Consider the following 21,878-nt stretch of genomic DNA (forward strand, 5'->3'; position numbering starts at 1 on the left):
TTGACTCAGCGTCAGTGTCCAATCACGCTGACGGCACAGCCCTATCGACAAATTTATAGTTGGGCGGTCGCCGACTCGACGGGAGTGGAGGGAGGTACGGATGGACCTCGCTTTATTACGCACGTTCGTCACGGTGCACCGAGCGGGTTCCTTCACCCGCGCCGCCGCTCTGCTGGGACTCTCCCAGCCCGCCGTGACCAGCCAGATACGCAGCCTGGAGCGGCAGTTGGGCCGCCCGCTCTTCCTCCGCAAGGCCCGCGGCGTGACCCCCACCACCGTCGGCGACGAGCTCGCCCACAAGGTGGCGCCCCACCTGGACGCGCTCACCGAGATCACCGAAGCCGGACTCGACGAGGAGTCCGCCATCCGCACCCTGCACCTCGCCGGCCCCCCGGAGTTCACCTCCCAGCGCGCGTTACCGGCCCTGGCGCCGCTCATAGACCAGGGCCTCTGCGTACGGACCGCCTTCGGCCCCGCGGACGAGCTGCTGTCCGGCCTGGCCGACGGCCACCACGACCTCGCCATCACGACCACCCGGCCACGTGGCGCCCTGCTCACCGCCACGCCGCTGTGCGACGAGGAGCACGTCCTGATAGCCGCCCCACGGTGGGCGGACCGGCTCGGCGGCCCCGCGGTCGTCCGGGCGAAGGGGGTGCACGCGCTCGCTCCCGTACCGCTCGTCGAGGTCCACGAAAGCCTCCCGCTCATCTCCCGTTACTGGTCAGCGGTCTTCGAGACGCCGCCCGCGGCCTCGGCGGCCGTCATCGCCTCCGACTTACGGGCCGTACTGGCCTGCGTCATGGCAGGCGCCGGCCTGGCGGTGCTGCCGCGCTACCTGTGCACAGAGGCACTGGACAGCGGCGAGGCCGTCGCCCTGCTCGACCCTCCGGTACCGCCGCTGCGTACGTACTTCCTGGTCACCCGGGCCGGGACGCTGGCGCTGCCGCACATCGCCCGTACTCATGAGTGGCTGCTGCGAGCGGCTGCGGAGTGGTGAGGCGCTCCTGGGGCGGCGGGGAGGCGGCGGGTCACCCGGGGAGGGCTGTGGGGGGACCCCGCAGGGAGGCGGTGGATCAACCCGGGGAGGGCCGTGGGAAGGACCGCAGGGAGGCGGTCATGGCGGTCGATGGTCCGTGACTCTCCGGAGAGTCCGCCGCACGGCTCGGAGCGCGTCTCGGCGGACTGGTGGGACGGTGGTTTCACGGCGTCCCGGCTGCGGCATCTGTCCCGTATGACCGTACGGCCAGTCGTCAAACGCACCGCCCGCGCGATCCTGCTCGACGGTGCCGACATCGTTCTGATCAAGCGCACCAAGCCCGGCCGGGCCCCGTACTGGATCACGCCCGGCGGCGGGGTCGAGCCGGAGGACGCCACGGTCGTGGACGCCCTGCACCGCGAAGTCCACGAGGAGCTGGGCGCCAAGATCACCGACGTCGTCCCGGTCTTCGTCGACACCGTCGAGCACATCAGCGACGGCGGGGTGGACGGGGTGAAGGTGCAGCATTTCTTCGTCTGCCGGCTGGAGTCGATGGACCTCGCGCTGCGGCACGGGCCGGAGGTGGAGGAGCCCTGCGGCGAGTACGAGGTCGTGCGGGTGCCGTTCACCCGGGTGGGCATCGCCTCGGCCGAGGTCGTGCCGCTGTCCCTGCGCCACTACCTCGACGGCAATATCGAGGGCGTACGGGCGATGCACGCGCCGGACCTCGGATGACGTGCGGCAGCCCGTGGCGGCGTACGGCGGCGCCCGGCCGCTCCATGAGACGGCATACGGCGGCAGCCGGCCACTCCACGAAGCCGCTGCCGACCTCTGACGCCCCTCGCCCGCGTCCCCCCGGGCCCTAGCCGAACCAGCCCCGGAAACCGTCTCCTTCGGCCACCGCAGGGGCGCGCAGCCGGGCACGAGCGAGCACCTGCTCGACCTCGCGCTCGACCTGTTCCCGGACTTGGCGTACTTCGCGGGGCTCGCGGGCCGGCTCTGGGACGGGGGCGGGCTCCGGGGCGGGGGCGGGCTCCGGGGTGGGGGCAGGCTCTGCGCTGAGGGCAGGCACCGGTTGGGGGGCGGATCCCAAGCTGGGGACAGGCTCTGAACTGGGGGCAGGCAGCGGGACGGGGGCGGGCCCAGCCCCAAACCCAGGCTCCGGCTGCGGCTCCCTTCCCCGCTGCGGCTTCGGCTCCCGCTGCGGCTTCGGCTCCCGCTCCGGCTTGGAGACCGGTCGTCGAGTCGCAGGCTCCAGTTCCCACCGGGCAGCGGCCCCCGGGCGAGAGGCGACGTCCGGTCGTACGACGGCGCCCGGTGAAGAGCCCGCCGCCGACCGCGGACCAGCCACCGAGCGGCGACCTGCCCCACCCTCGCAGCACGCCCCCTCATCCTGACGCGTCCCTTCCTCCCGACACGTCTCCTCACCCCGACACGCCTCCTCCTCCCGACGCGTCCCCTCCTCCCGGCGGGCAGCTGCCTCCGCCGCCGCGCCGAAGAAGTCCCCGCCCTTGCGCTTGGCGTCGTCCGTGCCCCAGGCGCGCGATCCGCTGGCCTGCCGGGGCACCTTCTGCAGGTGCGGGATGTGCTTGGCGCAGTGGATATACGTTTCCTCAACCGCGACCTCCACCCACAACTGGGCCCGTCGGCCGGGCACCGGGTCGGTGGGCAGGTACGGGTGCCGCGCCCGCATCTCGTCGTCCATGACCACCCGGACCCGCCCGTTGACGTGCAGCCCGATGCGGTCACGCGTGAAGTCGATCATCAGGATGCCGAGGTGCGGGTTCTCGGACAGGTTCCCGACGGATGCCATGACGCCGTTCCCGCGGTACTCCGGGTAGGCGAGCGTCCGCTCGTCCAGGACCTGGAGGAACCCGGGCGGACCGGCCCGGAACGTGGAGTCGCACTCCCCGTGCCGGTCGGCCGTGGCCAGGAAGAACATTTCCTGACGGCCCACGAACTCCCGCATCCGGTCGTTCAGATGGTCGAGCACCTGGTCGTCGTAGAACCGGTCGGCGCGTTCGGTCGTACCCAGCCGCTGCTGCACCAGATGCTCGCCGTCGCTGCCCGGACGCGCTCCCCGCACGTCCGTCCCGGGCCGGCCGCCAGTGCTTCTACCCGGTCCCGCCAGCCCGTACGCGCCAGGAGCGCCGGTCGCGCCGGTCGCGCCGAGATCGCCGTACGCCGTCAAACCGCTCCCGCCCTGTGCTGCCAAGCCCTGATCACTATGTGTCGTCACTGCTCAATCTCCCGCCGCGACCAGCTCATCCACGGAGTCGTGCCGTATGCGGTCGGAGGGAATGCCGACCCCCACCAATGCATCCACGCCGTTACGTATCATTCCGGGCGGCCCGGACAAGTAGGCGTCATATTCCCGCCACGGCCCGTACTGACGCACCGCGTCGGGGAGTTGGCCGCTGAGGCTGTTGGCCGGGCCGTCGGGGCGTCCGGTGGCGACGACCGGGCGTACGGACAGCCAGGGGTGGCTCTGTTCCAGCCGCAGCATGGTGTCGAGGTCGTACAGGTCATGGCCGCTGCGAGCGCCGTAGAAGACCTCCATCGGGCGCCGGTGGCCACGCTCGGCGACGTCCTCGACCAGGGCTTTGATCGGTGCGATGCCCGTACCGCCGCCCAGGCACAACAGCCCGTTGTCAGTGGTGTGGTCTACGGTCATGGAACCGGATGGGGGACCGAGCCGGATGACATCGCCGGGGCGGGCGCGATGGACCATGGCACTGGACACCCAGCCGGCCGGTACGGCTTTCACATGGAAGGAGAGCAGGCTGTCGGAGCGGGGCGCCGCGGCGAAGGAATAGTGCCGCCACACACGCGGCCACCAAGGGGTTTCCACACTGGCGTACTGACCGGCCAGAAAGGGGTAGGGCTGGTCGGGCCGGACGGTGACGACAGCGATGTCGGGCGTACGCAGCTCGTGCGAGACGACCTCGGCCTGCCACCAGGCGGGGGCCACCGCCTCGTCCTCGGCGGCAGCGTCGATCATGATCTGCGAAATGGTGGTGTACGCCCGCACCCACGCGGCTTCGGCCTCCGGGTTCCAGGTGCCGGAGGCGTACCGGGCGAGCGCGCTCAGCAGGCATTCGCCGACAGCGGGGTAGTGCTCGGGCAGTGTGCCGTACTTACGGTGCCCGCGCCCGAGGTGTGAAAGGTAGTCGGTGATGTAGCCCGTGTCGTCGACGTTCTTGACGGAGGTGAGCAACGCCTTGAACAGCCGGTCACGTTGGACGTCCATCGCGGCCGGGAAGAGCGCACGCAGGTCGGGGTGGTGCACGAAGAGCAGCGCGTAGAAGTACGAGGTGACCTTGTCCGCCACGGGCTCGATCTCGTCCAGGGTCCGACGGATGAGCATCGCGTCGGGGGAGACGGCGACGGACGGACGGACGCCGGTGTCCGCGGCACCGGCTGAGCCCGTCACCGGGTCACCCCCGCGCGCGGGGACGAACACGTCACCTGCACGCCCGCCGGCCCCGGGCGTGAAGCTGGACGCAGGGGCAGGGGCAGGGGCAGGGACAGGGGCAGGGACAGGGGCAAGGGCAGGGGCACGAGTAGGTCCTGCCTCGCCGGAGTTCAGGCCGACCCCGGGCATGGCGCCAGAGGTATGGGCGGACTCGGTGGTGGTGGAGGAGGAGGTGGGCGGGTGGGTAGGGGGAAGGGGGGAAGGGGAGGGAGAACCGGCCCCAACCCCGAGCCCAGCCCCATACCCAGCCGAGTCATCCGGTACGCCACGCCTGCCTTGGGCGCGACTGTCTTGTACGTGGCCGTCCTGAGCGGGACCGTCCTGAGCGCAACCGCCTTGCGCGTGCCTGCCTCGGACGTGCTTGCCCTGGGTGTCGCCGCCTTGCGCATGACTGCTCTGAGCGTGATCGGCCTGGGCATGGCCGACCTGCGTATGGCTGTCGTGGTTGTCATGGCTGTCGTGGTTGGCATGGCTGACATGGCTGACATGGCTGTTCTGAGCATGCCGCCCCGATGCGCGGCCTTCCTGTACCCGGCCTTCCTCCCCCCGGCCTTCCGCCGTTCGCCCTACCCGCGCGCGACCTTCCGGGGTCTCTGCCGCGTACTCGCCCTCATGCTCGCTCCGGCCGTCCGTCGATCCCTGATGATCTCCAGGTTGGTCTTCGGAGGACTTCTTCGACGGAGTGAACCATCCCCAATCGCCACTGCTGCCGCCAGAAGAGCCGTTATCGGCTGTCGTGGTGGTCGGAGCGTCCATGGTCTGCCTCGCCTCGAACGTCTTTCGATCGTCTTCGCACTTCCGCAGTTCGGAATGTGCCCGCAATTCCCCCGCTCCGCTTCGGAATACCTGATCGATCAGGGCTGTCCCGGCAACACCCTCCATAGCGGACACACTTCGCGTTCGTCCGGCACCGCGTGCGGACTCCTTCTCCGCAGCGTGCCACCTGGCCCGGCGCACCGGACAATCACCTGGAAATCCGGGCGCGGCGGGCCGCTCTGCCACTAAGCTGGCGGGCTTCACCTACCGCCCCGCCGCACAGTCGCAGGCCGCCGGAAGCAGCCGCACCGCTCAACCGGACTAGACCATACCCGCAGTACTTGAATACACAACCCCTGTACTGGGGGTACTTACTCCGGGCACGCCGATTTCCGTGTTCCGTCCCATAGAACACGATTCATCGGGCAAGCGAAAGGTGCCGGACAGCCGTGAGGGCAGCCGGGAATTACCCGTCGGCCCGGACGAGTTCGTACGCCTCGCGCAGGTCACGGCCGTCGTATGCGTATGAGGCCAGAGCGCTGACATGGTGGTCCGCATTCACCGCCACGGAAGCGGGAACGGCCGCGAACAGGGCGGTGTCGGACAGGGAATCGCCGTACGCCACACAGTCGGACCGGCTCAGACCGAACTGGGCGCACAGTTCATCCATAATCCGCACCTTTGCAGACGCGGAAAGTATCCCGTCCGGTTCCACCGGTTCGCGAAAAGGCAGTGCGGGCCAGCGGGAGCCGTGCGCGGCATCCGCGCCCCAGAGCGTCAGCCGCTCGACGAAGAACGCCGGTGACAGGGAGATCACCGCACACCGCTCCCCCCGCGCCCGGATGTCGGCCCACACCTCCCGGATGCCGGCCAGCCACGGAGCGCCCTCGAAGGCCGTCGCCACCACTTCCTCGGTCAGCTCGGCCCACAGCTCGCACGCCAGCTCCGCGAAGCGCACCGGCGTCACCTCGCCGGCGATGAAGGCCCGCTCCAGCGCGGCGATCTCCTGGTCCAGCCCGAGTTGCCGGGATATCTCGACGGAGGCCGCCGAGCCGTAGAGCAGCGTGCCGTCCATGTCGAACAGATGCAGTCTCCCCATACCTGGGAGCGTAAACGGGGGCGCTGACAGGGAGAGCGGACGGGGAGAGCTGGCGAGGGGCCTCGTCCCGTGCGCCGCACCGGTCACTCGGTTCCTACGGTGCTCCCCGCACCAGTCACTCTGTTCCTACGGCGCTCCCGCACCGCTCACTCGGCTCCTACGGTGCTCCCCGACGCAGACGCGCACCGCCCCCCATAGCCTCCCCGCTACTCGACCGCGCGTAGGGCCGGATACTCCCGCCGTCAGATGCCGCGCTGGCCGCCGGGCGCGACCGTGGATCTCATGAAGCAGCTCAGCCGGCCTGTGCGCCGCGCCGTCCTCGTCGTCCATGTCGCGGTCTCCGTCGGCTGGCTCGGGCTCACGCTCGGCCTGCTCACGCTCAGCGTCACCGGGTACACCTCGGGGTCGCTGGAGACCACCGTGGCCGCCTACCGCGCCATGAAGATCTTCAGCGACTGGCTGGTCCTCCCCGTGGCACTGACGGCGCTGGCCAGCGGACTGGTGCTGTCCTTCGGTACGCCCTGGGGGCTGGCCCGCCACCGCTGGGTCGTCGTCAAGTTCTGGTTGACGTCGGCAACCGTACTGCTGACGGCCTTCTCCTTGCGCCCGGGCATCGACCGGCTCGCGGCCGATGCCGTGGCCGGCACCCCGGACACCGGGCTGAGCATGGTGTCCGCGCCCTCCGTGGCGACGGCCACGTACCTCTTCGTCACCGCCATCTCCGTACTCAAGCCCTGGGGCCTCACCCGACGCGGCGGCCGACTGCGCGCTGCACAGTCGGCCGGGGTCCGCGGGCGGGCACGTAAGCACCCGAGTCGTGTCGTCAGTTGAGGCCCGCCGCCTCGATGGCGGTACGGGCGATCCGGTCGTCCTGCTCCGGCGCACCGCCGCCGACACCGACCGCGCCGATCAGGCGGCCGTCCCGGTGGACCGGCACGCCACCGGCGATGAACAGCAGCGGGCGGTCGAGCGCGGTGGGCAGGGTGTGGAAGAGGCCGTCGGGCCGTACGGCGCCGGCGAGATCGGCGGTCGGCGCGTCCAGCTGGAGCGCGGTGTACGCCTTACGGGTGCTGGTCTCGCCCGAGATCAGCACGGCGGTGTCGTCGCGCCGGAAGCCGAGCAGGTGCCCGCCCGCGTCCAGGACGGTGACACTGCCCTGGACCCCGAGGTCAGCGGCGGCAGCGCGAGCGGCCTCTATCAAGGTGTCCGCGTCGTGGGTGGTGAGCGGGCGGACGGAGGGGGTGGTGCTCATGAGGGGTGCTCCTGTGTGTGCGGGTATGTGTAGGTACGTGTAGGTATATGGGCTATGCGCTGGTTTCAGCTATGGAGGCGGCGCTGGGGATGACTGAACGGACGGGCGGGGCGCGCTTGCCGGCAAACGCGTGACCTGCGTACGGGTGGTGATGGGACGAGGGGGCAGACCGGGCCTGGCGCCAGCCAGAGGCGCTTCGGCCCCTAACCGCGTACGGCCGCCGCAGCCTCCTCCTCAGCACTGCCGACCACCGCCCCGCTCCCGCCCCCGGGTCCGGGGGTGGCTCCGGCTCCAGCCCCGGCCCCGGCTCCCGAAGCGACGACCCGGCCGCCGCGCCCGTCCGTGCCACTCCGGTCACCACGGCTGCCCCGGCGCTCCAGCGCCCCCGCGAGGACCGCGACGCCCAGCGCGAGGACGGTCATCCCCACGCCGACCCAGTTCGGCGCGGTCAGCCCGAGCCCCGCCGCGATGACGATGCCGCCGAGCCAGGCGGCGAGCGCGTTGCCGAAGTTGAAGGCCGCGATGTTGCCGACCGAGGCGAGCGTGGGGGCGGCTGCCGCCTGATCCATGATCCGCTTCTGCAGCGGTGGCACGGTCGCGAAGCCGAAGGCGCCGATGAGGGCGACGGTGACGGTCGCGGCGGCCTTGTCGTGGGCCGTGAAGCTGAACGCGGCCAGCGAGAGCGCGAGCCCGACCAGTGACACGTACAGCATGGGCATCATGTGGCGGTCGGTGAACCGTCCCGAGACGAGGTTGCCGCCGACCATTCCCAGGCCGAAGACGGCCGTGAGCCAGACGACGGACGACGGCGCGAAGCCGGCGACCTCGGTCATCATCGAGGCGAGGTAGGTGACGGCCGCGAAGACGCCGCCGAAGCCGAGGACCGTCATCAGCATCGCCAGCCCGACCTGCGGGTTGCGGAAGACGGCGATCTCCTGGCCCATCGGGGCGGCCGCCTTCACGGGCTGCGCCGGGACCAGCCTGGCGACACCGAGGAAGCCGAGCACGCCCAGGACCGCGATGGCGACGAAGGTGGCGCGCCAGTTGATCTGCTGGGCGAGCAGGGTGCCGAACGGTACGCCCACGACGTTGGCGACGGTCAGTCCGGCGAACATCATCGAGATGGCACCGGCCCGCTTGTGCGGCGCGACGAGATCGGCGGCCACCAGTGATCCGATGCCGAAGAACGCGCCGTGCGCAAAGGACGAAACGATTCGCCCGGCCAGCATGACCGCGAACACCGGCGCCACGGCGGTGAGCAGGTTGCCCACCACGAACAGCCCCATCAGCAGCATCAGCATCTGCTTACGGGTCATGCGGGTGCCGAGGGCGGTCGTCAGCGGGGCGCCGACGACGACGCCGAGGGCGTAGAGGGTGGTCGCGTATCCGGCCGTGGGGATGGAGACACCGAAGCCCGCGGCCACGTCGGGCAGCAGCCCCATCACCGCGAACTCGGTCATCCCGATCCCGAAGGCGCCGATGGTCAGCGCCAGGAGAGCGAGCGGCATGACGGATCCCTTCAAACGATTGCATGCAGCTTTAACAAGCGCTGACAATAATTGCAGACGCTGGCTATTTGCAAGCGCGGGCTATTTCGCCGGTGTTCTATCCTGGGTCGTACGACCTGTAAGGAGGTCCCTCGATGACGCAGCAGACCCGGCGGGCGCCGCAGCAGGCCCCGCGGCGGACCGGACAGGACGAGGCCGAGCAGCACGGCCACCAGGCGTCCGGCCAGGGCTGCCCGGCCGGTTCCAGTTCCGCCCCGGCCCTCGCCCAGGGCTGGTGCGCCCTTTCCGCTCTGCACGGACGTATCGAGTCGCACATCGAGCGCGCGTTGCAGGCTGGGCACGACCTGAGCGTCCGGGAGTTCTCCGTACTGAACGTGCTCAGCGAGCAGCACGACGGCCCGGGCGGCCACCTGCGGATGCACCAGGTCGCGGACTCGGTAGTCCTCAGCCAGAGCGCCACCACCCGCCTGGTCACCCGCCTCGAAGAGCGTCGCCTGCTCTCCCGGTACCTCTGCCCCGACGACCGGCGCGGCATCTACACCAACGTCACCGACGAAGGGCGTCAGCTGCTCGAAGAGGCCCGTCCGACGCACGACGCGGCGCTGCGCGAAGCACTGCAGGACGCCGCAAAACGCCCCGAGCTGGCCCCGCTGGTGACCGCGGTGGAAACCCTCGCAACGCCTGCCTGACCGGGGGTGCGTAGGGTCCCGCTCATGAGCGACATCGAGATCCGCCCAGCGACCGAGGACGACATTCCCGCCATCGTCGCCATGCTGGCCGACGACGCGCTGGGCGCCACCCGCGAGAGTCCGGACGACCTGACCCCGTACCGCGCGGCGTACGAGCTGCTGGCCGCCGACCCCAACCAGCACCTGGTCGTCGCCGTACGCGGCGACCGGCCGGTAGGCACGCTCCAACTCTCGGTGATACCGGGGCTTTCACGACGCGGCAGCAGCCGTTCGATCATCGAGGCGGTACGTGTCCACGCGGACGAGCGGGGCAGCGGCCTGGGCACCCAGCTGATCGAGTGGGCGGTCGCCGCATCCCGCACCCTCGGCTGCCGGCTGGTCCAGCTCACCTCCGACGCGACGCGCGTCGACGCCCACCGCTTCTACGAGCACCTCGGCTTCGAGGCCTCCCACCTGGGCTTCAAGCTCCACCTCTGACCTCGCGCCGCCCTGCCCCGACGCGTTCTCCCCCCGACCGTCCCTACGCATTTCCGCTTGCTCAGCCCGTCCCGGGGCGCCCGCGCAACCGCCGTATCGGGTGCCCCGGGGTGTCCGGCGCGCCGAGGCCACCACTTCCCCCGCGCCTTCTCAGCCGCGGCGCCCGCCCTCTCCGGGAGTAGGCGCAGTACGCGCCGCCCGCGCCCTGGCTCGATGCGCCTTCTGTCGGCAGGCTCCACCGCAGAACCGAGCCGGCCGCCCCGTCCGTGCGGAAGAAACAGGGTCCCCACACACCTCGCACCGAGTTTCGTTACGACTTTGCACTTGGCGGGGCAGTTTCGTCACACCTCTGCCGACCCGCAACCCGTCGCACATCAACGTCGTCATCCGCCCCTGCGGCGCCCCCGACGAGACCCGCCGCTGCTCCATCGAGAGACACCCGACCAGGAGGGCCAGGACATCGTCGAGACCCACGTCCTTCCTTACGCCACCCGCTTCTTGGGCCCGTACGAGCAAGACGTCCAAGGCCTCGGCGAAGTCCCGTTCGGCCTGCGGTGAGGGCTGGTAATCACCCTCGCCGGCCGCCTCCAGCGCGTCGCACAGCGCCTTGTTACGGGACGCCAGCCGGACCACCGACGCGAGGAACCGAAAGAAGACGGCAACGGGATCCGCGGTGTCCGCCAAGTCCCGTGCCGTATCGGTGAAAAGCCGTACCCGGTCGGCGACCGATGCTCTGAACAGCGCGTCTTTGGAGGGGAAATGACGGTAGACGGTCCCGGCACCGACTCCGGCGCGCCGCGCGATCTCACCCAGCGGCACACCCAACCCCTGCTCTTCGAAAGCAGTTCGGGCCGCTTGCAGCACCAGCTCCCTGTTACGCCGCGCGTCCGCCCGCGCAGGGGCGGGCATCCCACTCGCCACCATCCGCTCTCCTCAGAACCGTCGACTTCCGGGACGAGCGTTCTTCATGCTCAACCGGGGCGTTCGTTCCGATTCTAAAGGGGCCTGAAATCAAGATCACCAACAGCCGCGCCGCCGCGGTGAACGGAGCGACGAGCTCGCAGGCCGCCTCGGCGGCCCCCACCAGGTGGGTGCCGCCATCGAGAGAGCGGGTGCGGGATCGGGAGCGCACGAGCTTCGGTGTCCAGCCTCACTCCGACTCCCCCACCCCGCCACCGGAGTACGACCGAACGGAGGAGCCCGCGACGGCCGCACCGTCACGGACGGGACATACGCAATCGACACACGGCCACTCGTCAGCCCTTCTGCCCCACAGCGCTCAACTAGGGCTCTGCACAAGCCTGTTGACTGCCACAGGACCACTTCCGCTCAGCAACCCCGGTTTCACGTGAAACAGCTACCGGCCGACAAAAAAGGGGTGTCGTTTCACGTGAAACGACACCCCAGGGGACCGCGCGTCGAAGGCGCTGCGCGGTGAGCGCTCGGAGCCTCAGCCCGCGATGACCTCATCCCATGCCGCGCCCGCCGCCGCGGCCGCTCCGTCGCCGTCCACCGTGACGCCGAGCACCCGCAGTCCCGCCGCCAACGCCGCGAGGGACGCCAGCACCACGCCCCGCTCTGCCGCCTGCCCGTAATGGTTCAACCGGATCATCTCCTTGGCCAGCGCCCCTGCCGCAGCCTGGACGGGCACCACGACCGTGCCGTCCGCAGCGTCCAACGCGGCAGAGACGATGTCGCGGGCGTCCATGTCCGCAGGCACGCGCAACGTCGTGGCCGCCGGGGCCGCGTCCTCGTCCCGCAGTACGTACGGGGAGAGGGCACCGAGCGCACGTGCACCTGCCCGTACCGCCGCCGCAGCCGCCCGGTGACGGGTGATGACAGCGGCCAGACCCTCCGCCCCGACCCGGTCCACGGCCTGCTCCAGAGCCAGCATCTCCAGCTGTGCCGGAGCGTGTGGCAGGGCGGTGCGTCCACCGTCGATCCACCGCTCCTTCCAGTCCAGCAGCGAAAGGTAGGAGCGACGGGGAGCCTGCGCGTTGGCCGCGATGCGCTCCCAGGTCCGGGCGCTCACCGAGACGGCCGAAACACCGGCCGGGCCGCCGAGTGCCTTCTGCCCGCCGATCACGCACAGGTCGACACCCCACTCGTCGGTGAGCAGCGGTTCCGCTCCCACCGAGGCCACGGCGTCGAGCATGAACAGCGCGCCGTGCTCTCGCACGACGGCACCGATCTCGGCGACCGGGTTGGTGTTGCCGGTCGCCGCCTCGGCGTGCACCAGGCTCACGAAGTCGATGGCGGGGTGCTCACGCAGCGCCTCCACCACCTGCTCCGGGCGCACGGCTCCCGTGAACGGCGCGCTGATCGTGACGACCTCGGCACCGCAGGATCGCAGCCAGCCGCCGAAGGTTTCGCCGTACGGCCCGGTCACGATGTTGAGCGCCGTGCTGCCGGGGCTCACGGCGGACCGGATGCACGCCTCCAGCGGCAGCAGCGCCTCACCCTGCATGGCCACGACGTCGGCCTGGGTACGCATCAGCGCCGCGACCTTGTCCTCGATCCGCGCGAAGTGTCCGGCGGTGAGCGGCGGCAGATCAAGGAGATCCGGGGCGTCGGAGGTCGTGTTCACGGCGGTCGCGTCAGTCACGGTGGCCTTCCAGCGGTAGCGGGCCGCGGTGCGGCGGCTCCTGATATGTGGCTCGACTGTACGTCCGGGGCCGTCACCCCTGCCGTACGGGCTCACGTCCCGCCCCACCACCGTCAGCGGCCGCGCCAGCCCTCCGCATCGACTCCACCCGGTACCGGCCCTGCGGGCTCGTACGGGCCCCGGGTGAAGACGAAGGTGCCGACGTCCAGGTGGCTGACCGAGCCGTCCTCACCGCGGACGACGCGCAGCCGCTCACCGGTGAAGTAGCCGTCCAGCCCGGTCCAGGTGCCGTCGGACTCCGCACGGAACCGCGAAGCCCGGCCCCCCGGGCCCGAGAGGAGCGAGATCTCCAGCGCCCGTGCCGCTCCCAACCGCAGTACGTACGGGTGCGCGCCCCAGTACCACGGCCCTGTGAGGGCCAGCAGGTCCTCGTCCAGCGGTCCGGCCAATGGGCTCCACGGCTCGGGAATGCGCGGCTCCCGCTCCGCGACGATCCCGGCCAGGTCTGCGGCGACGGAGCTGACGGCCGGCCCCGACGTGCAGTTCGCGAGCACGACACCGGCGACGTCTTCGGCAACGTCGATCCACAGGGACGCCAGGAAGCCGGGCATGGACCCGGTGTGGCCGAACAGCAGGCGTCCGTTCCACCGTACGAGCTGAAGCCCGAGCCCGAAGCCGCCGTCCCACGCCGCGCCCTCGGGCGGTACCGACGGAGTACGCATCTCGGCCAGGGTGGCGGCGCTGAGCACCCGGTCGTCACCACGGACCAGGAACGCCGCCCAGCGCCCCAGGTCCTCGGCCGTGGACCAGAGCTGTCCGGCCGGGCTCATCAGGCCGGTGTCCTGGGCGGGCTCCGGCAACAACACGTCCGCCCAGGGATGCACCGCCCACCCGTCGGCATACGGAGCCTGCGGCTGGAGCGTCGTACGCCCCATGCCCAGCGGTTCCAGCACCTCCCGGCGCAGCACCTCACCCCAGGGCTGCCCGCCCCGCAGGCGCTCGACCAAGGAGCCCAGCAGGGCGTAACCCGGGTTGGAGTAGTGGAACCGCCGCCCGGCGGACAGGCGGCGCGGATCTCCTTCGAAAAGGTCGCCGGGCTCCTGCCTCAGGGATCCGGGCGTCCGCTCCCACCAGGGCCCACGAGCTTCGGCCGCCAGCCCCGAGCTGTGCGAGAGGAGCTGGGCGACCGTCACGTCCGGAGCCGCGCTGCCCGGCACATGCTTGCCGAGCGGATCGTCCAGGCTGAGCAGCCCTTCGTCACGCAGCCGCAGCACCAGTACCGCGACAAACGTCTTGGTGATCGAACCGATCCGGTACTGAACACCTGCACCGCCGACAGCACCGTCGTCGCTACCGCTGCCACTGCCACTACCACTACGAGACGCGGCCCAGGCCACTTTCCCGCCCCGAATCACCGCGCCCGTCAGCGACGGCGCGCGTCCCTCGGCCTGGCCGACCGCCAGCCGTCGCAACAGCGCCCGCCTCGTCTCCGGCAACAGGGCCCCGAACGGCCCCGCCTCGTGCTCTCCCGTGCCGATCAGTTCCCCGCCTGATCCCAGTTCCTGGCGCACGTCGGCCGGTTCCCCACTCATGGCACTCCTCGACAGCTCAACAACCACGGTCCGGACAAGGATGGAGCACCCGGCCCACCACCCGCACCGTCAAATCCGTCGGAGCCTCTGGACATGACGTCGACGTCAACGGCTACGGTCGTCACGGCGCCCGGAACAGCACCGTGCCGGGCCCGGACGGGGGTGGACATGCGGATCGGAGAACTCGCCGAGCGAGCGGGTACCACCACTCGCACCCTGCGGTACTACGAAGCGCGCGGACTGCTCCACGCCGAGCGCACGGCCAACGGTCACCGCACCTACGACGAAGCCGATCTGCGGCTGCTGCGGCAGATCCAGGTGCTGCAACGCTTCGGCTTCGAGCTGGAAGAGACCCGGCCCTTCGTGGAATGCCTGCGCGCCGGCCATCCAGCAGGCGACGCCTGCCCCGCCTCGGTCCAGGTCTACCGGCGCAAGCTGGCCGAACTGGACGCCTGCATCGCACAACTCCAGGACGTACGGGAGCAGGTGGGCGAGCAACTGGCCCGCGCCGAAGAGGCCATGGACGAGCTGGCCGGCCCGGTCACGCAGCCCGGGGACCCCCAGCCCCACCCACTGTGCGAACTCACCCGACCCGACAGCCGACTCCGCTGATTCCACCCGCCACCGAAGTCCCGGCCTCTTCGCCCAACAACGCAATGGTTTCCCCGAGGGCCTGCTGTTCCTCCGCCATGAGCCACCGCGCCGCGTGGACCATGCACAGCGCCGACCGAAGCCGGTCACGATCCTGCTCGGAGCCGAGATCGCTCAGGTACGCCGGCAGAATCATCCCCAGTGCCCTGAGTTCCCGCCGCTCACAGAACCTGGCCAGCAGCCCCGCCAGCAATACATTCACAGCGCCCACCGACCTCGAAACGCCCGCCACGCTCACGGGACCCTCTGCACTCTCCGCATCCTCCGCGCTCTCCGCACCCTCGGGCTTCCGACCTCCCACCGCTTCCGCCACTCCCCGACCAGCAGCAGCTGTCCCCCGCAGCCCTTCCGCGATGACGAGACGGTTCCACATCCCGTAGTCCCCGCCCGGCGCGTCCTCCACCCGTTCGGCAGCGCGCTGAAAGTACTCGTGCGCCACAGCGGTCTCACCCAACTCCCGGTGAGCACGCGCCATATTCGCGTACAGAGACGCGTAGAACCCGCTGACACGTTCGTCGCTCACCCGGTCCGCCCGGTCCAGGCACTCCTGATTCCACCGGAGCGTTTCCTCCGGCGTGGCTTGGTGCCGCGCCACGTAATGAGCGGCGACACATGCCTCGTAATCGTCACTCGCTTCCTCCCACGCCTCCAGGAAAAGAAGAAGCGCGGCGCCGTTCTCACCCCGCGCCTCGGCCTCCATGCCTCGCACGCACAGCCGCACCACGTCATTGTCGGCGTCCATCGTTCGGCTCCCTTCAGTCCGTTTCACGTGAAACAAGCGCCTGGACCGGCATGACCAAGGTGGTGAAACTGCCTTGGTCAGCGGAGCGCACGACGACCGGCTCGCTCTCGGAAGCAACCTCCAGCAGCACATCGGGCCCCACCCCCGCGTCCAGAGCAGGAACGAGCACCGCCGGATCGAAGGCGATACGCAACGGCGGACCCGAGCAGACCGCACTCACCTCGACCGCCGGCCGCTTCCCACCTCCGTTCTCGTCCCCGCCTCCGCCGCCTCCCTGGCCTCCGCTGACAACCACCTCCTGTGCTCCCGCCCGGACTGTGATCACAGCGCCCTTCTCCCGCTCGGCAAGAGCCTCCCGGAGCGCCGTCCGGTCCGCGATGATCCGATGCCGGACGGCCCTAACTCCGTCCAGGACCAGCCGGTAATCGGGAAACTCTCCCGCCCACCCCACGAACGCGCGGCACACCCCGTCCTCCCCGATCAGGCGTCCTTCATCACCGTGCACCTCGATGTCGATGTGCTGCCGGGGCAGTGCCCATGCCGCCATGGCGGCCAGTTCCCCGACATCGATCAGTACCCGGGACGGAGCGCCACCCGTCGCCACCGCCCGCAAGGTCCGGACCGCCAACCGGTACCGGTCGGTGGCCACCACCCGCACCTCGCCGTCGTCGAGTTCGAGCAACACACAACCGAGCACCGGGTGCTTCGCACGGGTCTCGGCTTCCGCGACCGCGGGCCCCACCTGCCGTACCGCGCTGGCCAGCTCCGCACCACCGACACCGGCCCACCCCTGCGGCTGCTGCGGAGACTCCGCCGGGTTCCTTCTCAGCACCTCCTCGATCAATGCCCGCGCGGCGTCCGCCGTCTGCCGCGTCCGCTCCACGTGCGTGTGCAGGACCGTACGGGCCTCCGCCTCGCCCCCGTCCAGTACGGCCCTGACATCCAGCAGCGGCAGTCCTGCCTCCCGCAACCTGCGGAGCAACACGGCACGGCCCTCCTGTTCGGCTCCGTAGAACCGGTAGCCGCTCGCCGGGTCGACCTTGACGGGACGCAGGACGCCACAGTCGTCGTAGAAGCGCAGCGCGCTCGGTGCCAGGCCCACCCGCCGTCCGAACGCTCCGATGCCCAGCAGCTCATCGCTCTCGTCCATGACCGCGATTGTGGGACTTCGAGCAACCTGAAGGTCAAAGCCGAGCCGGTGGCGCCGCGCTCCCGTCAGCTACGCGGGTGTTCGGCCGAGCGCCTGCCAGACCCGGCCGCGCAGCAACTCGTACTCGTCACCGCGGCGCGGCGGCCGGCCCACAGGCCGCGGAACGGCCCGGCTGCCGGACACCACCTGACCGCGCTTGAACTGCTCGTACGTGAGGTCGATCTCGATGCCGCTGGGAAGCCGGTTCCACCAGTGGTAATTGTGCTGCTCCCCGTCGAGGTACACCTCACCGACCAGGAGCTCACCACCAAAGAAGTCGTGCACGACGAGAGCGGTGATGTCGCATTGGCCCCAGGCCGGGTTGTCGGCGGTCCAGGGGCTACGTTCGTGATCGTCGGCCGAACACGTATCGGCGGCCCAGCCCGAGCGGATCGCCTGCGTGATGTCAGTGAGCGTCAGAGGAATCATGGGATGCAGCATCACAGCAGCCACTGACAACGCAGCCGTGCTGCCAGGGGACCAGCGCAAGCCCGACAGCCGTCGTCGACATGGGCGATCAGCTCAGTGGGACGACTGTCTCGCCCCCGTGACCGGACGTCTGAGCCTCGTCCAGCATGAGCGCGGCAACCGTGGCACGCGAGATTCTGGGCGGCAGCAGCGGACGCGGCAGGTCGGCGAGCGGCACAAGACGGCGTCCGGGGCTCAGGGGCCCGTCCTTGAGGTCCGGGGCGTGAAACTCCGTGGCGCCGGCGTCGAGGGCGATCCGGTCGGCCTCGGCCTTCTCGGCCAGTTCCGCGCCGACGAACGTCCGCATCACCGCCCGGTAGTCAGGCCGCCCGCGCGTGCCGACGGGCCCGCCCCCAGTGCACCGAGCCCCACGGTGGGGAGATGTGCGGCGGCGAGCAGCCTGGCTCCGGCGACCGGTGCCCCCGGGCCGTCGCCCTTGCCGATGCCGTGCCTCCGACCGCTCCTGACCCGCGTGACGGGAGGAACAGTTCCGTACGCCCGTCACGCAGAGCGGGCGACCTCCCAGGCCGCCTCGATCATCCGGAAGATCTCGTCCACCGCGGCGTCCGGTTCGGCCTCCTCACGGGCCAGCGAATAGGCGTCGATCACGAACCGCGCGATCGTCCGGCCCGCCGTCGTGGTCTGCGGCAGGCCGGGATCGGCGGCGATGGCCGCCGCCAGCGACTCCGCATGGCGCAGCCGCATCGACTCCTCGTACTTCCGCAGGGCGGGTGAGTCGTCGATCATGCGCCAGATCGGAGCGGCTTCCTCCGCGGTGCAGTGCCGCACCAGAGCCTGGACCTCGCGGCGCAGCGCGGGGATGAGCGGCTCGTGCGGCGCCCGGCCGGTGACCGCCCGGGTGAGGCGTTGCTCGAAGTCCTCGTCCTGCTCGAACACCAGGGCCTCTTTCGAGGCGAAGTGGGAGAAGAGCGTGGTGACGGCCACGTCCGCCTCGGCGGCCACGTCACGGATGCCCACCGCGTCGTACCCGCGTTCCAGGAAGAGCCGCAGGGCGGCGTCAGCGATCTTCTGGCGCGTCGCGGCTTTCTTGCGTTCACGGCGTCCGGTCGGCTCCGTCATGCAGTGATGCTACCAGGTACGGACCTGTAACAGTTCCGAAAAGCTAACCGTTAGTGCTACGGTCCCCGGCATGAAGAAAGTGAGCTTCTCCGAGTTCGGCGGCCCCGACGTGCTGCACCTCATCGACGCCGAGGAGCCCCACGCGGGCCCCGGGCAGATACGTATCGCCGTACGGGCGGCAGGCGTGAATCCCGTCGACTGGCGGATCCGCGAGGGCCAGTTCCAGAAGGCCCACCCGATCGAGCTGCCCGCGGGAGTCGGGCAGGACGCCTCCGGAGTGGTGGACGAGGTCGGTTCGGGCGTCGAAGGGGTCCAGGCCGGAGACCGCGTGTTCGGCGAAGGCGCGAGCACCTACGCCGAGTTCGCCGTGCTGTCGGCCTGGGCCCGTATGCCCGAGCACCTGACGTTCGAAGAGGCGGCCGGCTACCCCTCCGTGGTGGAGACCGCGCTGCGCATCATCCACCAGGTCGGTGTGCGCCCCGGGCAGACGCTGCTGGTCAGCGGCGCGTCCGGAGGAGTCGGTTCAGCGGTGCTGCAGATCGCCCGCGACCGCGGCATCACGGTGATCGGCACGGCCGGGGCCGCCAACCAGGACTATCTGCGCGGCCTGGGCGCCATCGCCACGACGTACGGCGAGGGCTGGACCGAGCGGGTACGGCAGCTCGGCCACGTCGACGCGGCCCTCGACCTGGCCGGTTCGGGCGTGATCCGCGAACTCGTCGACCTGACCGGCGATCCGCAGAAGGTGATCTCCATCGCCGACCTCGGCGCGCCGGAGTTCGGTGTCCGCTTCTCCGGCGTGGCCGGAAGCGTGCCGGACGCGCTCACCGAGGCCACCGCCCTCATCGAGCGGGGCAAGCTCCACATCCCGGTCGAGAAGACGTACCCGCTCGCCGACGCCGCGGCGGCGCACATCGACAGCCGCGCCGGTCACTCCCGAGGGCGGCGGGTCATCGTCGTCTGAGCCGCTTCCCGCGCGGTCGCGCAACCCGGCGGGCCGCGTCCCCAGAGCACCTGCCGGGCCCGACCACGCCCGGCAGGTGCACGACACGCAAGGAGTCCCATGCACACGCCTGTCACGATCATCGGCGCCGGCCTCGGCGGCCTGGTGCTGGCCCGCGTCCTGCACGTCCACGGCATCCCGTCCGTGGTCTACGAGGCGGACCCTTCGCCGACGGCGCGTCCGCAGGGCGGGATGCTCGACATCCACGCCCGAAGCGGCCAATTCGCGCTCGGAGCGGCGGCTTTGACGGAAGAATTCCGCGGCATCGTCCTGGAGGGTCGCCAAGCCATACGGCTCCTCGACCGGAACGGGACCGTCCTCTTCAGCAAGGCCGACGACGGCACCGGCACGAGCCCCGAGGTACAGCGCGGCGACTTGCGGCGAATCCTGCTCGACGCGCTCCCCGACGGCACCGTCCGATGGGGCCACAAGGCCACCGGCGTCCGCACCCTCGATGCGGCCCGCCACGAGGTGACCTTCGCCGACGGCTCCACCGTCGCCGCGAACCTCCTGGTCGGCGCGGACGGCGCCTGGTCCCGCGTCCGCCCGCTGCTCTCCGACGCCGCCCCCGCGTACATCGGCCGGTCCTTCGTCGAGACCTGCCTGTACGACGCAGACACCCGCCACCCGGCCACCGCGAAAGCGGTCGGCGGCGGGACGCTCGCGGCGTTCGACCCGGACGAGCGCGGGAAGTGGCTCGTGGCCCACCGGGAGAAGGACGGTGCCCTTCGCTCCTACGTCACGCTGGCCAAGCCGCAGGACTGGTTCGGCGGCATCGACTTCACCGACACCGCCGCGGCCGCCACGCGGATCGCGCAGGAGTACGACGGCTGGGCACCGGAACTCACCACCCTGATCACCGGCATCGACACCGCACCGGTCCTGCGCCGCCTCCATGCCCTGCCGGTCGGGCACCGCTGGGACCGGGTGCCGGGAGTGACCCTGCTCGGCGACGCCGCCCACCTCTCACCCCCTGACGGCGAGGGCGCCAACCTGGCCATGCAGGACGCCGCCGAACTCGGCACGGCCCTCGCCGCGCACCCCGACGACATCGAGACCGCCCTCACCGCGTACGAGCAGGCCATGTTCCCCCGCAGCGCCGCAGCCGCCGCAGCCGCCGGAGTCACCCACAACCCCACGCCCCAGGAGTTGATCAGCTTCTTCGCCCGGTAGGCAGGGGAGAGCTCAGGGGTGCCACCCGAACGGGTGACACCCCTGAGCCGTGGTTCTCCCTCTACAGCCGCGACGTCTCGTGCGCCGGTCACTGCTTCGTCCGGCACCACGTACGAAAGCCGGCCTCCGCCTTGTAGGTTCTCGCTTTCGGTGTCATGCGCCGACGCTATGACCTGGACGTTCCCCTCCAGTCTCACGACGTGTCGGCAAGCGGCTGTCTCAGATCGATGTCATTTCCTCAGACTGCCCAGCCGGCTGCACCGCTTGTCCGCGTCCCGTCTGAGTGCACCACCACGTACGGAGATATGTGCACCGGCAAGCAGTTCATGTCATCGCGCGGGCATGACGGTGGCAGGGAGACAAACCTCCAGGATGACTGCGGTGCCAGCCACGGCTCGGTCCTCGTGCATGGTGATCTGCTGGCCGGGCTGGACGTGCGTCCAGTGGGAGGGAGTGAGGGGCACAAGACGAACCGTGGCTCGCCCGCCGGGCTCCAGTATGGGCATGTTCTCAACCCAGAGCCCAGCGATGCTGACCGCACGTCCGCCGGTGGGTGAGAGGAGACCGATGTCCCACATGGGCCGCAGAACACCCGCGCCGGAGATTGGCGTCGTGCGTCGCGCCTCGGCGGCAGGGCGGAGCGTCAAATCTGCCCTGATCACGCCGTTGCGGAGCTCGGAGCATCGCCAATGGCACCAAGCCGCACTCCGCTCCAGCTGGAGCTGATCAGCCGCTTCGGCGAGCTTCTCCCAGAAAGCCAAAGGGGGCGAGTGAGCCTCCCCAAACTCCTCCAGCAGACCCAGGGCGATCTCCCACTCGTCGTGAACCAGGTAGTCCCAGACGTCTCCCACCGTGATGTCATTCTCGGTGGCGGTCTCTTCCGGAACCAACAGGAAAGCTGCTTCGAGCAACTCAGGGACGTCCATGCGCTCATTGTCGACCGTATGAACCTGCTGCCCGGTCCGGATGTCAGACCCTGCGCTTAGAGTGCGGCGAGATGGGGCCGGTCCCGAGGCCGCCAGCACCGGAAAACGGCAGCCTCCCTGGCCTGCTCGGGGGTGGTTCGGCCCAACCAGCGTGCAGGCATCGTTGAGGGCCACGAGTGCAGCCTGTCAGCCCGGCCCCTTTGAGTACCTAATCGGA

20 protein-coding genes and 2 pseudogenes are annotated in these 21,878 nt (G+C 70.3%); 8 read left to right on the forward strand and 14 right to left on the reverse strand.

Going from position 1 to position 21,878, the window contains the following annotated elements:
• The first annotated feature begins 100 nt into the window (after positions 1–100).
• A complete protein-coding gene (locus tag OEIGOIKO_RS20305) occupies positions 101–997 on the forward strand; it encodes a LysR family transcriptional regulator (protein ID WP_125055253.1) in 897 nt (298 codons plus the stop codon).
• 234 nt (positions 998–1,231) lie between these two features.
• Positions 1,232–1,711, forward strand: a complete 480-nt coding sequence (locus OEIGOIKO_RS20310; protein WP_125058815.1) for an NUDIX domain-containing protein — start codon at positions 1,232–1,234, stop codon at positions 1,709–1,711.
• 732 nt (positions 1,712–2,443) lie between these two features.
• Here OEIGOIKO_RS20310 and OEIGOIKO_RS20315 read toward each other — a convergent pair.
• From OEIGOIKO_RS20315 to OEIGOIKO_RS20330, 3 genes and pseudogenes are all read right to left on the reverse strand, one after another.
• A pseudogene (locus tag OEIGOIKO_RS20315) lies at positions 2,444–3,023 on the reverse strand (pyridoxamine 5'-phosphate oxidase family protein); the annotation flags it as partial.
• A gap of 195 nt (positions 3,024–3,218) precedes the next feature.
• A pseudogene (locus OEIGOIKO_RS43960) lies at positions 3,219–4,358 on the reverse strand (globin domain-containing protein); the annotation flags it as partial.
• A 1,315-nt stretch (positions 4,359–5,673) separates the two neighbouring features.
• On the reverse strand, positions 5,674–6,306 hold the full coding sequence (locus tag OEIGOIKO_RS20330) for an HAD family hydrolase (RefSeq protein ID WP_125055254.1): 633 nt from the start codon (positions 6,304–6,306) through the stop codon (positions 5,674–5,676).
• 282 nt (positions 6,307–6,588) lie between these two features.
• On the opposite strand from OEIGOIKO_RS20330, the gene OEIGOIKO_RS20335 reads away from it, so the two are divergent.
• Positions 6,589–7,137, forward strand: coding sequence for a DUF2269 domain-containing protein (locus tag OEIGOIKO_RS20335; RefSeq protein WP_125055255.1), 549 nt, complete (start codon positions 6,589–6,591; stop codon positions 7,135–7,137).
• Here OEIGOIKO_RS20335 and OEIGOIKO_RS20340 read toward each other — a convergent pair.
• Both OEIGOIKO_RS20340 and OEIGOIKO_RS20345 read right to left on the reverse strand, forming a co-directional pair.
• Positions 7,130–7,558: a GlcG/HbpS family heme-binding protein gene (locus tag OEIGOIKO_RS20340; RefSeq protein WP_125055256.1), complete on the reverse strand. Its 429-nt coding sequence runs from the start codon at positions 7,556–7,558 to the stop codon at positions 7,130–7,132. The two genes, OEIGOIKO_RS20335 and OEIGOIKO_RS20340, sit on opposite strands and share 8 nt — an antisense overlap.
• Positions 7,559–7,761: 203 nt before the next feature.
• Entirely contained in the window at positions 7,762–9,066 is a 1,305-nt protein-coding gene (locus tag OEIGOIKO_RS20345; RefSeq protein ID WP_246177441.1) for an MFS transporter, read from the reverse strand.
• 134 nt (positions 9,067–9,200) lie between these two features.
• On the opposite strand from OEIGOIKO_RS20345, the gene OEIGOIKO_RS20350 reads away from it, so the two are divergent.
• Positions 9,201–9,755 carry a MarR family winged helix-turn-helix transcriptional regulator gene (locus tag OEIGOIKO_RS20350; protein ID WP_246177442.1) on the forward strand — a complete coding sequence of 185 codons (555 nt, stop codon included), beginning with the start codon at positions 9,201–9,203 and terminating at the stop codon, positions 9,753–9,755.
• Between the two features lie 24 nt (positions 9,756–9,779).
• Positions 9,780–10,232, forward strand: a complete 453-nt coding sequence (locus OEIGOIKO_RS20355; protein ID WP_125055257.1) for a GNAT family N-acetyltransferase — start codon at positions 9,780–9,782, stop codon at positions 10,230–10,232.
• A gap of 150 nt (positions 10,233–10,382) precedes the next feature.
• On the opposite strand, the gene OEIGOIKO_RS20360 is transcribed toward OEIGOIKO_RS20355, so the two are convergent.
• From OEIGOIKO_RS20360 to OEIGOIKO_RS20370, 3 genes are all read right to left on the reverse strand, one after another.
• On the reverse strand, positions 10,383–11,156 hold the full coding sequence (locus OEIGOIKO_RS20360) for a TetR/AcrR family transcriptional regulator (protein WP_125055258.1): 774 nt from the start codon (positions 11,154–11,156) through the stop codon (positions 10,383–10,385).
• Positions 11,157–11,682: 526 nt separating this feature from the next.
• Positions 11,683–12,837, reverse strand: coding sequence for a pyridoxal-phosphate-dependent aminotransferase family protein (locus tag OEIGOIKO_RS20365; RefSeq protein WP_246177443.1), 1,155 nt, complete (start codon positions 12,835–12,837; stop codon positions 11,683–11,685).
• A gap of 113 nt (positions 12,838–12,950) precedes the next feature.
• Positions 12,951–14,429: a serine hydrolase domain-containing protein gene (locus OEIGOIKO_RS20370; RefSeq protein WP_125055259.1), complete on the reverse strand. Its 1,479-nt coding sequence runs from the start codon at positions 14,427–14,429 to the stop codon at positions 12,951–12,953.
• A gap of 168 nt (positions 14,430–14,597) precedes the next feature.
• On the opposite strand from OEIGOIKO_RS20370, the gene OEIGOIKO_RS20375 reads away from it, so the two are divergent.
• On the forward strand, positions 14,598–15,041 hold the full coding sequence (locus OEIGOIKO_RS20375; protein ID WP_125055260.1) for a MerR family transcriptional regulator: 444 nt from the start codon (positions 14,598–14,600) through the stop codon (positions 15,039–15,041).
• Here the strand turns inward: OEIGOIKO_RS20375 and OEIGOIKO_RS20380 are convergent.
• The 5 genes from OEIGOIKO_RS20380 to OEIGOIKO_RS20400 all read right to left on the reverse strand — a co-directional run bounded on the left by OEIGOIKO_RS20380 (position 15,013) and on the right by OEIGOIKO_RS20400 (position 18,559).
• Positions 15,013–15,822: a hypothetical protein gene (locus OEIGOIKO_RS20380; RefSeq protein ID WP_125055261.1), complete on the reverse strand. Its 810-nt coding sequence runs from the start codon at positions 15,820–15,822 to the stop codon at positions 15,013–15,015. The two genes, OEIGOIKO_RS20375 and OEIGOIKO_RS20380, sit on opposite strands and share 29 nt — an antisense overlap.
• Before the next feature lie 13 nt (positions 15,823–15,835).
• Positions 15,836–16,972: a DNA polymerase III subunit beta family protein gene (locus tag OEIGOIKO_RS20385; RefSeq protein ID WP_125055262.1), complete on the reverse strand. Its 1,137-nt coding sequence runs from the start codon at positions 16,970–16,972 to the stop codon at positions 15,836–15,838.
• 69 nt (positions 16,973–17,041) lie between these two features.
• Positions 17,042–17,440 carry a YunG family protein gene (locus OEIGOIKO_RS20390; protein ID WP_125055263.1) on the reverse strand — a complete coding sequence of 133 codons (399 nt, stop codon included), beginning with the start codon at positions 17,438–17,440 and terminating at the stop codon, positions 17,042–17,044.
• An 88-nt stretch (positions 17,441–17,528) separates the two neighbouring features.
• Positions 17,529–17,786, reverse strand: coding sequence for a hypothetical protein (locus OEIGOIKO_RS42910; RefSeq protein ID WP_246177444.1), 258 nt, complete (start codon positions 17,784–17,786; stop codon positions 17,529–17,531).
• 194 nt (positions 17,787–17,980) lie between these two features.
• Positions 17,981–18,559: a TetR/AcrR family transcriptional regulator gene (locus OEIGOIKO_RS20400; protein WP_125055264.1), complete on the reverse strand. Its 579-nt coding sequence runs from the start codon at positions 18,557–18,559 to the stop codon at positions 17,981–17,983.
• Positions 18,560–18,629: 70 nt separating this feature from the next.
• On the opposite strand from OEIGOIKO_RS20400, the gene OEIGOIKO_RS20405 reads away from it, so the two are divergent.
• Both OEIGOIKO_RS20405 and OEIGOIKO_RS20410 read left to right on the forward strand, forming a co-directional pair.
• Positions 18,630–19,523, forward strand: coding sequence for an NADP-dependent oxidoreductase (locus tag OEIGOIKO_RS20405; RefSeq protein ID WP_125055265.1), 894 nt, complete (start codon positions 18,630–18,632; stop codon positions 19,521–19,523).
• Between the two features lie 99 nt (positions 19,524–19,622).
• Positions 19,623–20,735, forward strand: coding sequence for an FAD-dependent oxidoreductase (locus OEIGOIKO_RS20410; protein ID WP_125055266.1), 1,113 nt, complete (start codon positions 19,623–19,625; stop codon positions 20,733–20,735).
• Between the two features lie 329 nt (positions 20,736–21,064).
• Here the strand turns inward: OEIGOIKO_RS20410 and OEIGOIKO_RS20415 are convergent, their stop codons facing one another.
• The gene (locus tag OEIGOIKO_RS20415; RefSeq protein WP_125055267.1) at positions 21,065–21,661 is read right to left on the reverse strand and encodes a hypothetical protein; all 597 of its coding nucleotides are present in this window, start codon (positions 21,659–21,661) and stop codon (positions 21,065–21,067) included.
• Positions 21,662–21,878: the final 217 nt, after the last annotated feature.

It is taken from the genome of Streptomyces paromomycinus (assembly GCF_003865155.1).
In the GTDB taxonomy this organism is placed as follows: Bacteria; Actinomycetota; Actinomycetes; order Streptomycetales; family Streptomycetaceae; genus Streptomyces; species Streptomyces chrestomyceticus.